This is a genomic window from Streptomyces sp. KL109B (genome assembly GCF_030766935.1).
In the GTDB taxonomy this organism is placed as follows: domain Bacteria; phylum Actinomycetota; class Actinomycetes; order Streptomycetales; family Streptomycetaceae; genus Streptomyces.
This window is the reverse complement of sequence record NZ_JASERL010000004.1, coordinates 1-14591: the sequence shown is the minus strand read 5'-3', so window position 1 is coordinate 14591 and position 14591 is coordinate 1. Positions and strand designations below refer to the sequence as shown.

The 14591-nt window shown below is 70.6% G+C and carries 10 protein-coding genes and 3 tRNA genes; 8 read left to right on the top strand and 5 right to left on the bottom strand.

The genetic code is table 11. The features are described from left to right. Positions 1-82: 82 nt before the first annotated feature. Complete coding sequence (locus RBJ65_RS14745; RefSeq protein ID WP_306321755.1) at positions 83-754, bottom strand: vancomycin high temperature exclusion protein; 672 nt, start codon at positions 752-754, stop codon at positions 83-85. A gap of 298 nt (positions 755-1052) precedes the next feature. Here RBJ65_RS14745 and RBJ65_RS14740 point away from each other — a divergent pair, with 298 nt between their 5' ends. The 5 genes from RBJ65_RS14740 to RBJ65_RS14720 all read left to right on the top strand — a co-directional run bounded on the left by RBJ65_RS14740 (position 1053) and on the right by RBJ65_RS14720 (position 8162). Next, positions 1053-1985, top strand: coding sequence for a sirohydrochlorin chelatase (locus RBJ65_RS14740; protein ID WP_306321756.1), 933 nt, complete (start codon positions 1053-1055; stop codon positions 1983-1985). Between the two features lie 47 nt (positions 1986-2032). After that, positions 2033-3379, top strand: a complete 1347-nt coding sequence (locus tag RBJ65_RS14735; protein WP_306321757.1) for a deoxyguanosinetriphosphate triphosphohydrolase — start codon at positions 2033-2035, stop codon at positions 3377-3379. A 78-nt stretch (positions 3380-3457) separates the two neighbouring features. Next, a complete protein-coding gene (locus RBJ65_RS14730) occupies positions 3458-4723 on the top strand; it encodes an NAD(P)/FAD-dependent oxidoreductase (RefSeq protein ID WP_306321758.1) in 1266 nt (421 codons plus the stop codon). A gap of 34 nt (positions 4724-4757) precedes the next feature. Next, on the top strand, positions 4758-6662 hold the full coding sequence (gene dnaG / locus RBJ65_RS14725) for a DNA primase (protein WP_306321759.1): 1905 nt from the start codon (positions 4758-4760) through the stop codon (positions 6660-6662). Positions 6663-6860: 198 nt separating this feature from the next. Continuing rightward, positions 6861-8162, top strand: a complete 1302-nt coding sequence (locus RBJ65_RS14720) for an RNA polymerase sigma factor (RefSeq protein ID WP_306321760.1) — start codon at positions 6861-6863, stop codon at positions 8160-8162. An 80-nt stretch (positions 8163-8242) separates the two neighbouring features. Here the strand turns inward: RBJ65_RS14720 and RBJ65_RS14715 are convergent, their stop codons facing one another. The 4 genes from RBJ65_RS14715 to RBJ65_RS14700 all read right to left on the bottom strand — a co-directional run bounded on the left by RBJ65_RS14715 (position 8243) and on the right by RBJ65_RS14700 (position 13936). After that, positions 8243-10171, bottom strand: coding sequence for an ABC transporter ATP-binding protein (locus RBJ65_RS14715; protein WP_306321761.1), 1929 nt, complete (start codon positions 10169-10171; stop codon positions 8243-8245). Next, entirely contained in the window at positions 10171-11910 is a 1740-nt protein-coding gene (locus RBJ65_RS14710; RefSeq protein WP_306321762.1) for an ABC transporter ATP-binding protein, read from the bottom strand. Before RBJ65_RS14710 ends, RBJ65_RS14715 begins: the two co-directional genes overlap by 1 nt. Before the next feature lie 216 nt (positions 11911-12126). After that, positions 12127-13557, bottom strand: a complete 1431-nt coding sequence (locus RBJ65_RS14705; protein ID WP_306321763.1) for an FGGY-family carbohydrate kinase — start codon at positions 13555-13557, stop codon at positions 12127-12129. Between the two features lie 67 nt (positions 13558-13624). Then, positions 13625-13936 carry a YtxH domain-containing protein gene (locus RBJ65_RS14700; protein WP_306321781.1) on the bottom strand — a complete coding sequence of 104 codons (312 nt, stop codon included), beginning with the start codon at positions 13934-13936 and terminating at the stop codon, positions 13625-13627. 181 nt (positions 13937-14117) lie between these two features. On the opposite strand from RBJ65_RS14700, the gene RBJ65_RS14695 reads away from it, so the two are divergent. From RBJ65_RS14695 to RBJ65_RS14685, 3 genes are all read left to right on the top strand, one after another. Further along, positions 14118-14190: transfer RNA gene (locus tag RBJ65_RS14695), tRNA-Asn, on the top strand. 5 nt (positions 14191-14195) lie between these two features. After that, positions 14196-14268, top strand: a tRNA-Asn gene (locus RBJ65_RS14690). A gap of 177 nt (positions 14269-14445) precedes the next feature. After that, positions 14446-14519, top strand: a tRNA-Ile gene (locus RBJ65_RS14685). The last annotated feature ends 72 nt before the right edge of the window (positions 14520-14591 follow it).

Sequence of the window (14591 nt, the reverse complement as noted above, 5' to 3'; positions counted from 1 at the left end):
GGCGCGTGTGTTGCCGGTCGGCGCGCGTCCGGTTACGTACCCGGTACGAGCACCTCCCCGCCGCGCCGCGGACGGCGTGAGGTCAGCGGCCCAACGCCTCGCGCACGCCCGTCTCCCGCGGCCCCAGGAAGTGCGGATCCGGCCGCACCACCACGTCGAGCGCCGCCTTCGCCGCCGCCAGCGTCTCCCGCGCCCCGCCCGCGTACCACGTCACGTCGTGTGGTTCGTCGACCCCGATCCCGTACGAGGAGACGCCGGCGGCCTCGCACAGCGCCACCGCACGCCTGGCGTGGAAGCCCTGGGTGACCAGGAGGGCCCGGTCGACGCCGAAGATCTTCTTCGCCCGTACGCAGGAGTCCCACGTGTCGAACCCCGCGTAGTCGCTGACCACGGCCCGCGACGGCACCCCGTGGCGGGTCAGGTACGCGCGCATGGCGTCGGGCTCGTCGTACTCCTCACGACTGTTGTCACCGGTCACGAGCAGAACCCGCACCTTCCCGGTGCGGTACAACTCGGCCGCCGCGTCCAGCCGGTGCGCCAGATACGGCGACGGCTCCCCGTCCCACAACCCGGCCCCGAACACCACACCCACATCCGCACGCGGCACATCCCCCACAGTCCGCAACCGATCCCCGGTCGACACGAACAACCAGGTCGCCGGCAACAGCGCAACGACACACCCCACCATCACGCCCTGCACGGCTCTGCGCCACCCTTTCCTGGTACGCGGAATACGCGGCCGTGTCAGACGCATTGGGACCCCCGTGGCAGACGTGACTGGCCTCCATTCAACCCTCGGCGGCGAATGACCACATTCAAGCCTCTGCGGCGATTGAGCAGCGGGGTCCGGGGCAGCGCCCCGATCTTTTCCAGCCTCGGCGGCGAACGACCACATCCAAGCCCCGCCGGCGATTGAGGCGCGGGGCCCGGGGCAGCGCCCCGCGACGTGGGAGGACGCTCACCGCACCCCAACCCACCCGGTGAACTACCCGCAACACCACCCGTCACCGCCCCGCAACAGCCCGGCAACCCCCACCCGGCACGATCCCTCCATGACGGACGAGTCGTACGGCCCCACGGACCAAAACGGCACGACCCACCCGGACCACACGGACAGCACGGCGGCGGGACTCCTCACGATGATCAGCAACCAGCTCGGCACCAGACTCACCCACGTCCCACCCCTGCGCGGCCGCACCGCACCCCGTAAGACGCCCACCCCCACCCTCGTCCTCGTCGCCCACGGCAGCCGCGACCCCCACGCCCTGTCCACGGTCACCGCCCTCGCGGAGCGCATCCGCGAGCACCGCCCCGCGCTCACCGTCCGCCTCGGCCACATCGAACTCAACGCACCGCTCCTCACCGACACCCTCGCCGAACTGCCCCCGGGCCAGGCCGTACTGGTCCCGCTGCTCCTCTCCCGCGGCCACCACGTCAAGCACGACATCCCGGCCACGGCCGACACCGCCGCACACCTGCTCACCCGCGTCGCCGACCCCCTCGGCCCGCACCCCCTCCTCGTCGACGCCCTCCACGACCGCCTGATCGAGGCCGGCTGGCCCGAGCACCCCACCGATGCCAGGGACCGCCACCCCACCGATGCCAGGGACCGCCGCCGCGCCGGAGTCGTCCTCGCCGCCGCGGGCTCCCGCGACCCGCACGCGGCCGACGACGTCCGCCACACCGCCGCCCTCCTCGCCCACCGCCTCGGCGTCCCCGTCGTCCCCGGCTACGCCTCCGCCGCCACCCCCGACGTCGCCACGGCCGCCCGCCGCCTCGCCGCCCGAGGCCGCGACCGGATCGCCGTCGCCTCCTACTTCACCGCCCCCGGCCGCTTCGCCACGGAGTGCGCCGCGGCCGCCCCCGGCATCGCGGCGGCCCCCCTCGGCACCCACCCGGCCCTGGCCCGCCTCGTCCTGCACCGCTACGACCGGGCGCTGACGACGGCGCCGCGCGCCGTCCCGGCGCATCTGGTGTCCGCCTGACGCATTGCCGCCGCCCGATTGTCAGTGGCCCCGCTTACTCTCAGTACATGGTGGAAGGCAGCGACACGTACGGTCCGTACGACGAGGCGGCGGTCGAGCGCTGGGCCCCCGAGCCCGACAAGCGCCCGGGGCGCACGGCGTTCCAGCGCGACCGGGCGCGGGTGCTGCACTCGTCGGCGCTGCGCCGGCTCGCGGGCAAGACCCAGGTCGTCACTCCGGGCACGAGAAGCCACCACTGGGACGCCAGCCCGCGCACGCGGCTCACGCACTCCCTCGAATGCGCCCAGGTGGGGCGGGAGTTGGGCGCCACGCTCGGCTGCGACCCCGACCTCGTGGAGACGGCCTGCCTCTCCCACGACCTGGGCCACCCACCCTTCGGGCACAACGGCGAGCAGGCGCTGAACGAGGTGTCGGAGGACTGCGGCGGCTTCGAGGGGAACGCGCAGTCGCTGCGCCTGCTGACCCGCATCGAGCCCAAGCGCTTCGCCCGCAGCGCGGATTCCGGCGAGCTGACCAGCGTAGGACTGAATCTGACGCGGGCCGCGCTGGACGCCGCGACGAAGTACCCGTGGTCCCTGGGCGAGCACCCCAGCGACCCGCACTCCCCGAAGTTCGGGGTGTACGAGGACGACCGGCCGGTCTTCGACTGGATCAGGAAGACGGCGCCCGGCCGCCGCACCTGCTTCGAGGCCCAGGTCATGGACTGGTCGGACGACGTGGCGTACTCCGTGCACGACCTCGAAGACGGCCTGCACGCGGGACACTTGGATCCGAACGTGCTGCATGCCGAGCCCGAGCGCGCCGACATCTTCGCCGTCGCCATCGGGCGGTACGTCCCCGAGGACACGGACCCCGCCGAGCTCGCCGCCGCCCTCGACCGGCTCCTCGACCAGGAGTGGTGGCCGCACGGCTACGACGGCACGGCCGTCGCCCAGGCCGGACTCAAGGACGCGACCAGCCAGTTGATCGGCCGTTTCTGCCTCGCCGCCGAGGGCGCGACACGCGCGAGATACGGCACGGGCCGTTTGACACGCTACGGCGCGGAGCTGGTGGTGCCGCGCGCCGCCCGCCACGAGTGCGCGGTGCTCAAGGCGGTCGCCGACCGGTACGTGATGCAGCGCCCGCAGCAGGAGCGGCTGCGGGCCGATCAGCGGGTCGTGGTCGCCGAGTTGGCGGCGGCGCTCACCGCCCGCGCGCCCGAAGGACTCGACCCGCAGTTCCGCGCGCTGTTCGACACCGCGCCGGACGACCGCGCGAAGAAACGGGTGATCGTCGACCAGATCGCCTCCCTGACGGACGCGTCCGCCCGTTCACTTCACGCGAGACTTACCGTCGGCGGGGACAGGCACGGTGAGGGAGGCACGACCACTGGGCGTGACGAAAAGATGCCCTGATCGGGCCACGCCCCCTTCCCGCATTACGCTGCGTGCGGGACGCTCGCATATGACGGCATGGCAATGAGGAGGCATCAAGTGGTCGACGCGGACCAGACGTTCGTCATCGTCGGGGGAGGGCTCGCCGGAGCCAAGGCCGCCGAGACACTTCGCTCGGAGGGCTTCACCGGTCGGGTGATCCTCATCGGGGACGAACGGGACCACCCGTACGAACGGCCGCCCTTGTCGAAGGGCTACCTCCAGGGCAAGGAGGAGCGCGACAGCGTCTTCGTCCACGAACCGGCCTGGTACGCGAGCAACGACATCGAGCTGCACCTCGGCCAGACGGTCACCTCGATCGACCGCGCGGAGAAGACGGTCCGGCTCGGCGAGGGCACCGTCGTCCGCTACGACAAGCTGCTGCTGGTCACCGGCGCCGAGCCGCGCCGCCTCGACATCCCCGGCACCCACCTCGCGGGCGTCCACCACCTGCGCCGCCTCGCGCACGCCGAGCGCCTCAAGCACGTACTGGCCTCCCTCGGCCGGGACAACGGACACCTGGTGATCGCGGGCGCCGGCTGGATCGGCCTGGAGGTCGCCGCGGCCGCCCGCGAGTACGGCGCCGAGGTCACCGTCGTCGAGCCCGAGGCCACCCCGCTGCACTCCGTGCTCGGCCCCGAGGTCGGCCAGATCTTCACCGACCTGCACAGCGACCACGGCGTCCGCTTCCACTTCGGCGCGAAGCTCACCGAGATCACCGGCCAGGACGGCATGGTCCTCGCCGCCCTCACCGACGACGGCGAGGAGCACCCGGCGCACGACGTGCTCGCCGCGATCGGCGCCGCCCCGCGCACCGCCCTCGCCGAGGCCGCGGGCCTCGACCTGGCCGACCGGGCGGACGGCGGCGGCATCGCCGTGGACGGCACGCTGCGCACCTCGGACCCCGACATCTACGCGGCGGGCGACGTGGCGGCGGTCCAGCACCCGCTCTTCGACGACCAGCTGCGCGTGGAGCACTGGGCGAACGCGCTGAACGGCGGCCCGGCCGCCGCCCGCGCCCTCCTCGGCAAGGACGTCTCGTACGACCGCGTCCCGTACTTCTTCTCCGACCAGTACGACCTGGGCCTGGAGTACTCGGGCTGGGCGCCCCCGGGCTCGTACGACCAGGTGGTGCTGCGCGGGGACGCGGGCAAGCGCGAGTTCATCGCGTTCTGGCTGAAGGACGGGCAGGTCCTCGCGGGTATGAACGTGAATGTGTGGGACGTCACGGAGCAGATCCAGCACCTGATCAGGACCGGAGTGAAGCCCGGCGTCGAGCGGCTCTCGGACCCCACGGTTCCGCTCGGTGATCTTCTGGAGCAGTGACAGAAGTGTCAGTGGCCACCCGTAGACTTGCCGCGTGGCAGGCAGGATCAATGATGAGGACGTGAAGGCGGTTCGGGACGCGGTCCCGATCGACGCCGTCGTGTCCGAGTACCTGCAACTGCGCAACGCGGGCGGCGGAAACCTCAAGGGCCTCTGCCCCTTCCACGACGAGAAGTCCCCGTCCTTCCAGGTCAGCCCCAGCAAGGGCCTGTTCCACTGCTTCGGCTGCCAGGAGGGCGGCGACACCATCACGTTCGTGATGAAGGTCGACCACCTCTCCTTCTCCGAGGCCGTGGAGCGCCTCGCCGGTCAGGCCGGCATCACGCTGCGCTACGAGGAGGGCGGGTACAACCCCAGCCACCAGCGCGGCGAGCGCATCCGCCTGGTCGAGGCGCACAAGGTCGCCGCGCAGTTCTACGTCGATCAGCTGGAGTCACCCGAGGCCGAGATCGGCCGCAAGTTCCTCGCCGAGCGCGGCTTCGACCAGGCGGCGGCGCAGCACTTCGGCGTCGGCTACAGCCCGGCGGGCTGGGACCACCTCACGCGCTTCCTGCGCGGCAAGGGCTTCACCGACAAGGAACTGGTTCTCTCCGGCCTCGCCCAGGAGGGCCGCCGCGGCCCCATCGACCGGTTCCGCGGCCGCCTGATGTGGCCGATCAGGGACATCGGCGGCGAGGTCGTCGGCTTCGGCGCGCGCCGCCTGCGCGAGGACGACAACGGGCCGAAGTACCTGAACACGCCCGAGACGCCGATCTACCGCAAGTCGCAGGTCCTGTACGGCATCGACCTCGCCAAGAAGGACATCGCCAAGTCCTCCCGCGCGGTCGTCGTCGAGGGGTACACGGACGTGATGGCCTGCCACCTCGCGGGCGTCACGACCGCCATCGCGACGTGCGGCACGGCCTTCGGCAACGACCACATCAAGATCCTCCGCCGCCTCCTCATGGACAACGGCTCGGCGCGCGTGATCTTCACCTTCGACGGCGACGCGGCGGGCCAGAAGGCCGCCCTGCGCGCCTTCGAGGACGACCAGAAGTTCGCCGCCGAGACGTACATCGCGATCGCGCCGGACAACATGGACCCCTGCGACCTGCGCCTCGCCAAGGGCGACGACGCGGTCGCCGACCTGGTCGAACCCCGCACGCCACTCTTCGAGTTCGCGCTCCGCCAGATCGTGAGCCGCTACGACCTCGAAACCCCCGCCGGCCGCGCCTCCGCGCTCGACGAGGCGGCGCCCGTCGTCGCCCGCATCAAGAACAGCGCCTCGCAGCACGAGGTCGCCGTCCAGCTCGCCGGCATGCTCGGCATCCTCGACACGCAGTTCGTGGTCAAGCGGGTGGGCCAGCTGGCGCGTTGGGCGCGCGAGCGCGGTGGCCGGGGGCCCGCACCGGCGCCCGGGGGCGGCGGCCCCGCCGCCCAGATCGCCGCGCCCGCCCGCCCCTTCGGCGGACCGGCGCTCACCCTGCGCAACCCGGTGTTCACGACCGAACGCGAACTGCTCAAACTCGCCCTGCAGTACCCGCAGTTGGTGTCCCCGGCCTTCGACGCGTACGGCGTCGACGAGTTCACGGCCGACCCGTACGCCGCCGTGCGCCAGGCCATCCTGGACGCGGGCGGCGCCGAGCAGGGCGTGCACGACCCGCAGCAGTATCTGATCGCGGTGCGCGAGGCGGCGCCGGACGACGCGGTGCGGGCGATGGTGACGGAGCTGGCCGTCGAGGCCATCCGCCGCAAGACGGTCGACGAACCGTACGCGGGGGAGCAGCTGGTCACGGTCCGCAAGCGCGCGGTCGACCGCCGCATCCGCGACGTCCAGGGCACGCTCACCCGCCTCGGCGCGGGCGGCGACCCGCACCAACTGGCGGCGGTCCAGAACGAGTTGTGGGTCCTGCAACAGTACGGCCAGGCGTTGCGCGAACGCGGCGCGGACGCGCTGTAGGCCGCATTTGGAGCCCCTGCGGCGATTGAGCAGCGGGGTCCGGGGCAGAGCCCCGCAACCGTGCGCCGGGTGACCGGAATGACCCGGCCCGCCCCGGACACTCGTACAACACGGTAACCGCATGGTCACGCACCGGACTCAAAAAGTCATCGCACGCCCCTCGTGGCGGCACTGTGTCGTACTCCACACTGGGTTGCGGTGCCTGAGTCCTCGGAGCGCGGCCGGAACCCGGACAACGGGTCCGACACCCCCGCGGTTCCGCTCATCGCGTACGGGACGGACAGCGGCGTGGCCGCCGTTCCCGCCCCCCTGCCGCACGCCTCAGATGCGATCACTTTGGAGGTCGCCCCCGTGCAGACCCAGACCCTCACCCAGAGCGACAGCACAGCGCAGGCCCTCGCCGATCCCGAAGCCGCGCCCGAGGGGGCCGCGGCGCAACAGGGTGACGTACTGGCCTCCGTGCCGCCGCAGAGCCGCGTGGCGCACCATCCGGAGACCGAGGCCGAGGCCGAGCCGGAGGAACCGGCCGCCGCCCGGGAGACCGTGGACCCGCCGGAACCGGTGCGCGGAGCCCGTACCGAGACCGGCGGCCCGTCCTCCGACCTGTTCCGCCAGTACCTGCGCGAGATCGGCCGCATACCGCTGCTCACGGCGGCCGAGGAAGTGGAGCTCGCGCGGCGCGTCGAGGCGGGCCTCTTCGCCGAGGAGAAGCTCACGCACGCCCCCGACCTCGACTCCCAACTCGCCCTGGACCTCGACCGGTTGGTGGTCATGGGCCGGATGGCCAAGCGTCGCCTCATCGAGGCGAACCTGCGCCTGGTCGTCTCCGTCGCCAAGCGCTACGTGGGCCGCGGCCTGACCATGCTCGACCTGGTCCAGGAGGGAAACCTCGGCCTGATCCGCGCGGTCGAGAAGTTCGACTACGCCCGCGGCTACAAGTTCTCGACGTACGCGACGTGGTGGATCCGTCAGGCGATGAGTCGCGCCCTCGCCGACCAGGCGCGCACCATCCGAGTCCCGGTCCACGTCGTCGAGTTGATCAACCGCGTCGTCCGCGTCCAACGCCGCATGCTGCAAGAACGCGGCTACGAACCCACCCCCGAAGAGGTCGCCGCCCACCTCGACCTCCCGCACGAGCGGGTCAGCGAAGTCCTCCGCCTCGCCCAGGAACCGGTCTCGCTGCACGCCCCCGTCGGCGAGGAGGACGACGTGGCACTCGGCGACCTCATCGAGGACGGCGACGCCACGAGCCCCGTCGAATCCGCGGCCTTCCTCCTCCTGCGCGAACACCTGGAGGCGGTCCTCTCCACCCTCGGCGAACGCGAACGCAAGGTCGTCCAACTCCGCTACGGCCTCGCCGACGGACGCCCCCGCACCCTGGAGGAGATCGGCCGCATCTTCGGCGTCACCCGCGAACGCATCCGCCAAATCGAATCCAAAACCCTCAACAAACTCCGCGACCACGCCTTCGCGGACCAGCTCCGCGGCTACCTGGACTGAGCCGCCCCATTTCAAGCCCCGCCGGCGCTTGAGGCGCGGGGCAGAGCCCCGCGACCGCAACCCCGACGGGGCGCAACGAATCAGTCCACCTCGGCGACCGCCTCCGCGAACTGCGCCTCGTACAACCGCTGATACGCCCCACCGGAGGCGACCAGCGCATCGTGCGAGCCCTGCTCCACGATCGCCCCGTTCTCCATCACCAAAATCGTGTCCGCATCGCGAATCGTCGACAACCGATGCGCGATCACGAACGAGGTCCGGCCGGAGGCCAACCGCGCCATCGCCTTCTGAATCAACACCTCAGTCCGGGTGTCGACGGACGAGGTCGCCTCATCAAGCACCAGAATCACCGGATCCGAAAGGAACGCCCGCGCGATCGTGATCAGCTGCTTCTCACCGGCACTGACCCCCGTGCCCTCGTCATCGAGCACGGTCTCGTACCCATCGGGCAGCGTCCGTATGAACCGGTCCGCGTGCGCGGCCTTCGCCGCCTCCTCGATCTCCTCCCGCGTGACGTCCTTCGCCGCCCCGTACGCGATGTTCTCCGCGATGGTCCCGCCGAACAGCCAGGTGTCCTGCAGCACCATGCCGATCCCGGAACGGAGTTCGTCCCGCGTCATCTTCGCGATGTCGACGCCGTCGAGCGTGATGCGCCCACCCGTGACCTCGTAGAACCGCAGCAGCAGATTGACGAGAGTCGTCTTGCCGGCCCCCGTCGGCCCGACGATCGCGACCGTATGACCAGGGTCGGCCGTCAGGGACAGGTCCTCGATGAGCGGCTTGTCCTTCTCGTAACGGAAGGCGACGTGCTCGAACTCGACGTGCCCACGCAGGTGATCGGGCCGCTCGCTCGGCACCGGATCGGCCGACTGCTCCTCCGCGTCCAGCAGCTCAAAGATCCGCTCGGCGCTCGCGACCCCCGACTGCACGAGGTTCGCCATCGACGCGACCTGCGTCAACGGCATCGAGAACTGCCGCGAGTACTGAATGAACGCCTGCACATCACCGATCGAAAGCGACCCGGACGCCACCCGCAGTCCACCCACGACAGCCACCAGCACATAGTTCAGATTCGAGATGAAGAACATCAGCGGCTGCATGATCCCGCTGTTGAACTGCGCCTTGAACGCGGCCTGGTACAGCTCCTCGTTCTGCTCGGCGAACTGCTCGGCCGACTCCTTCTGCCGCCCGAACACCTTCACCAGGTTGTGCCCGGTGTACATCTCCTCGACGTGCGCGTTCAGCGCGCCGGTCGCCTTCCACTGCTGCACGAACTGCGGCTGCGCCCGCTTCCCGACCTTCGCCGCGACGAGCACCGACAGCGGCACCGTAACGAGCGCGACGAGCGCGAGCAGCCACGAGATCCAGAACATCATCGCCAGTACGCCGATGATCGTGAGCAGCGAGTTGAGCATCTGCCCCATCGTCTGCTGCAGCGTCTGGCCGAGGTTGTCGATGTCGTTGGTCGCCCGGCTCAGCACCTCTCCGCGCTTCTGCTTGTCGTAGTACGACAGCGGAAGCCGGGACAGCTTCGCCTGGAGGTCGCCGCGGAGCTTCGCCACGGCCAGGTTGATGACCCGGTTGGCGAGTCGCGTGCCGATCATCATCGCCAGGCCCGCGCACGCGAACACGGCGAGCCCGAGCAGCAGCACCTCGCCGATCGCGGTGAAGTCGACGCCCTGCCCGGGAGTGAAGTCGACGCCGCCGAGCATGTCGGCCACCCCGCCGTCACCCTTGGCGCGCAGGCCCTCGATGACCTGCTCCTTGGTCTGCCCGGCCGGCATCCGCCCGCCGATGACCCCGCCGAACAGCAGGTCGGTGGCGCGCCCGAGGATCTTCGGCCCGACCACCGAGAGGGCGACGCCGACCACGATCGCGGTCAGTACGCCGACGACCGCCGCGCGGTGCACGGTGAGCCGCTTCAGCAGCCGCTTGCCCGACGCCTTGAAATCCATCGACCGCGAGCCGGGCGCACCGGCCCCGGCCATCCTCCCCATGGGCCCACTCATCAGGCGGCCTCCGCTTCCGTCAGCTGGGAGAGGACGATCTCCCGGTACGTCTCGTTGTCCGCCATCAGCTCGTGGTGGCGCCCGGTGCCGACGACCCGGCCCTCGTCGAGCACGACGATCCGGTCGGCGTCCCGGATGGTGGCCACGCGCTGGGCCACGATCACCACGGTCGACTCGGCCGTCTCGGCGCCAAGGGCGCGGCGCAGCGCGGCGTCCGTCGCGTAGTCGAGCGCGGAGAACGAGTCGTCGAAGAGATAGATCTCGGGCCGCTGCACCAGCGTCCTGGCAATGGCGAGGCGCTGACGCTGGCCGCCGGAGACGTTCGTGCCGCCCTGCGTGATGGGCGCTTCGAGGCCGCCCTCCAGCCTGCCGACGAAGTCCTTGGCCTGCGCCACTTCAAGCGCGTGCCACAGCTCTTCGTCCGTCGCGTCCGGACGCCCGTAGCGCAGATTGCTGGCCACGGTCCCGGAGAACAGATACGGCTTCTGCGGCACGAGCCCGACCGTCTTCGCCATCAGCTCCGGGTCGAGGCCGCGCACGTCCTCCCCGTCTACGTAGACGGTCCCCGCCGTGGTGTCGTAAAGCCGCGGTACGAGCCCCAGCAGCGTCGACTTCCCGCTTCCCGTGGAGCCGATGATCGCGGTGGTCTCGCCGGGCAGCGCGACCAGGTCGACGCCGTGCAGGATGGGCTCCTCTGCGCCCGGGTAACCGAAGTCGGCGCCCTGTATCTCCAGGTGCCCGTGGCGCCGCAGCTCGCGCACGGCGGCTTTCTCCGGCGGCGGTACGACGCTCGTCTCGGTGCCCAGCACCTCCTGGATGCGCTCGGCACAGACCTCGGCGCGCGGCACCATCATGAACATGAACGTGGCCATCATCACGCTCATCACGATCTGCATCAGATACGCGAGGAACGCGGTCAGGTCGCCGATCTGCATGCCGCCGCTGTCGATGCGATGCGCACCGAACCACACGACGGCGATGGAGGCGACGTTCACGATCGTCATCACGAACGGGAACATCAGCGCCATGATCCGGCCGGTCGCGAGCGAGGTCTCGGTCAGATCGCGATTCGCCTCCCCGAACCGCCCCTTCTCGAAGTCGTCGCGCACGAAGGCCCGGATGACACGGTTGCCGGTGATCTGCTCGCGCAGCACCCGGTTCACGGTGTCCAGCTTGGTCTGCATGGACCGGAACAGCGGCCGCATCCTGCGGATGATCAGCGACAGAACGATCGCCATCACGGGCAGCACGGCGAGGAGCACGCCCGACAGCGGCACGTCCAGGCCCAGCGCCATCACGACACCGCCGACGCACATGATCGGCGCCGACACCATCAGCGTGAACGTCATCAGGGCCAGCATCTGGACCTGCTGCACGTCGTTCGTGGTCCGGGTGATCAGCGAGGGCGCCCCGAACTGGCCGACCTCGCGCGCCGAGAAGGACTGCACCCGGTCGAAGATCCCGGCCCGGACGTCGCGCCCGAGGGCGGCGGCGGTACGGGCGCCGTAGAACACGGCCCCCATGTTGCACACCACCTGGGCGACCGTGACGCCCAGCATGAGGGCGCCGTATTCGAGGATGTAGCCGGTGTCGCCGTTGACGACACCGTTGTCAATGATGTCGGCGTTCAGGGTGGGCAGATACAGCGAGGCGCAGGTCTGCAGGAACTGCAGCAGCACCAGCAGCCCGATGGGTTTCTTGTACGGACTGAGATGGGTCCGCAGAAGTCGTATGAGCACGCTCGGTCTCTCGGTGGTCGACGGTTGTGGGAGGAGCGGTGGCGGGGAGGGGGATCGTCCGCGCCGTCACCGAAACGACGACGCATCGACCCCTATCGTCGAACACTCCACCCGCGTTACCTCAACCGAATTAACCAAAAGCGCTCAAAGGTTCGCCGGCGCGCGGCGGTTGGTCACCGGGGGCACGCCCTTGGTCAGGAGAACGCCCCGGCTTGGTCAGGAGAACGCCCCGGGGTGGATCTGCTCCCGCACGGCCCGGTACTGCTGCCGCACCGCCTGCCCCACCGGCAGTTCGTCCCCCGGCTCGAAGACCTGGGTGGCCGCGCCCTGCCACTGCGGCAGCTGCCCGCTCAGCGCCCACGCGGCCTGCCGCGCCGCGCCGATCGCCGCGTAGTCCGCGGGCTGCGGCACCACTACCTGCGCGCCGAAGAGCATCGGCGCCGCGCTCTGCACGGCGTGCAGCTCCGCCGCGGCACCCAGCAGGAACACCCGCCGGATCTCCACGCCCCGCCCGCGCAGCACGTCCATGGCGTCGGCGAGCCCGCACAGCATGCCCTCGAACGCGGCCCGCGCCAGATGCTCCGGCTTCATCGACTCCCGCCGCAGCCCGCTCAACGTCCCCGCCGTGTGCGGCAGATTCGGCGTCTTCTCGCCCTCCAGATAAGGCAGGAGTACGAGTCCGTGGGCGCCCGGCGTCGACTTCATGGCCAGCTCGGACAGCTCCTCCAGGCCACCTTCGAGCCCCAGCATCTCGGCGGTGCCCCGCAGCGCCCGTACGGCGTTCAACGTATGCGCGACGGGCAGATGCATTCCGGTCGCGTCGGCCAGCGACGTAATGGCGCCACTGGAGTCGACGAGCGCCTCATGGTGCACGGCCATCACGGACCCCGAGGCCCCGAGCGAGACCACGGCGTCCCCGGACTGCACACCGAGCCCGAACGCGGCGGCCATCGTCTCCCCGGTCCCCGCCGAGATGACAAGCCCCTCCGGAGTCCGCCCGGCCGCCTCACCGGGGCCGATCACCTCCGGCAGCGCCACCTGATGCCCGAGCGCCAGCTCTACGAGATCGGGCCGCCACGCGGCGTTCGCGGCCGACCAGTAGCCGGTGCTCGATGCCCCGCCGCGGTCGGTGGTGCGGCGCGCGGGCCGGCCGAGCAGCTGCCACACGAGCCAGTCGTGGGCCTGCATCAGCGCGGCGACCTGCTGGGCGTTCTCCGGCTCGGTCCGCGCCAGCCAGCGCAGCTTCGCCACCGGCAGCGCCGCCTGCGGCACGCTCCCCACGGCCTCGGCCCAGGCCTCGCGCGAGCCCAGCCGGTCGACCAGGTCCGCGGCGGCGACCTGCGCCCGCTTGTCCCCGCCGACCATCGCCGGGCGCACGGTGTTGCCGTGCGCGTCCAGCGGTACGACGGTGTTCTGCTGCGCGGAGACCCCGATGGCCTGCACGCCTTCGAGCAGCCCGCCACCGGCGGCCTCGCCGAGCGAGAGCAGCCACGCCTGGGGATCGACGTCGGACGGCCGCCCGCCGCCCTCCGGCGCCTCCAGCGGGTGCGGGGCGTACCCCTGCCGCAGCACGGCCCCGGTGTCGGCGTCACAAACGACAATGCGCGTAGATTCGGGCGAACTGTCCAGCCCGGCGACTATCCCCATGACAGAAATTCTGCCGCACCGCCGAGCACTTCTGTGCCGCCCGGTACGGGACCGGGGTCCGGGGGCGTCAGGTGTTGCTGGTGCCCCAGTCGTCGGTCGCCGCGTCCTCGTGCGAGCCGCGGTGCTCGCGCAGGGTGCGCACCCGGTCGGCGACCGAGTCCGGAACCTTGCTCTCGACCTTCTCGCTCACCGCGTGGAACGCCTTGCCCGCGACGTCCCGGGTCTGCTGGGCCGCCGTCTCCGCGGTGTTGCGCACGGCGGGGTTCTGGGCGACCTCCCGCGCGGACTTCTTCAGCTTCTCGTAGCGCTCCCGCCCGGCCCTGGTGCCCAGCACGTACCCCAGGGCCAGACCGGCGATGAATGTGAGCCGATAGCGCATGGTCGGCCACCCTTTCCGTAGCGAGGCTTCGTGGTCGGTGCGGTCGTCGTGGTGCTTGTTGATCGCCATGGGGGGTACCGATTGGCGGAGCACCCCCCTGCTTGCGCTAATGTATGTGTCGCAGCGAGCGCGCGCCGCCTGGCAAGTACCCAGGTGGGTTCGTTCGAAGCAACGAGGTCCATCCCCTGTAGCTCAATTGGCAGAGCAGCCGGCTGTTAACCGGCAGGTTACTGGTTCGAGTCCAGTCGGGGGAGCTCGATCTCCTGTAGCTCAATTGGCAGAGCAGCCGGCTGTTAACCGGCAGGTTACTGGTTCGAGTCCAGTCGGGAGAGCTGTGAACAAGTCCCTCCGGAGTCCGCTCCGGAGGGACTTTTCTTGTCCTGTGGAACCGTCCGCTCGCGCCTGGAGTCCTCAAGGTCGTGCAGAGCCGGACCATCCGAGGCAGGAGATCGTATGAGCGGCTATGCTGCGGCAGACGGCGCGCACACTTGTACGCGCCACGCGGTAACGGGGCGGTAGCTCAGCCGGTTAGAGCAGCGGACTCATAATCCGTCGGCCGTGGGTTCGAGTCCCACCCGCCCCACCCTGAAAAAACCTTTTGACCTGCGGGAACGTGGGTTTGGGGGTGTTTCTCCCTGTGGCGCTCGTCTTCCAC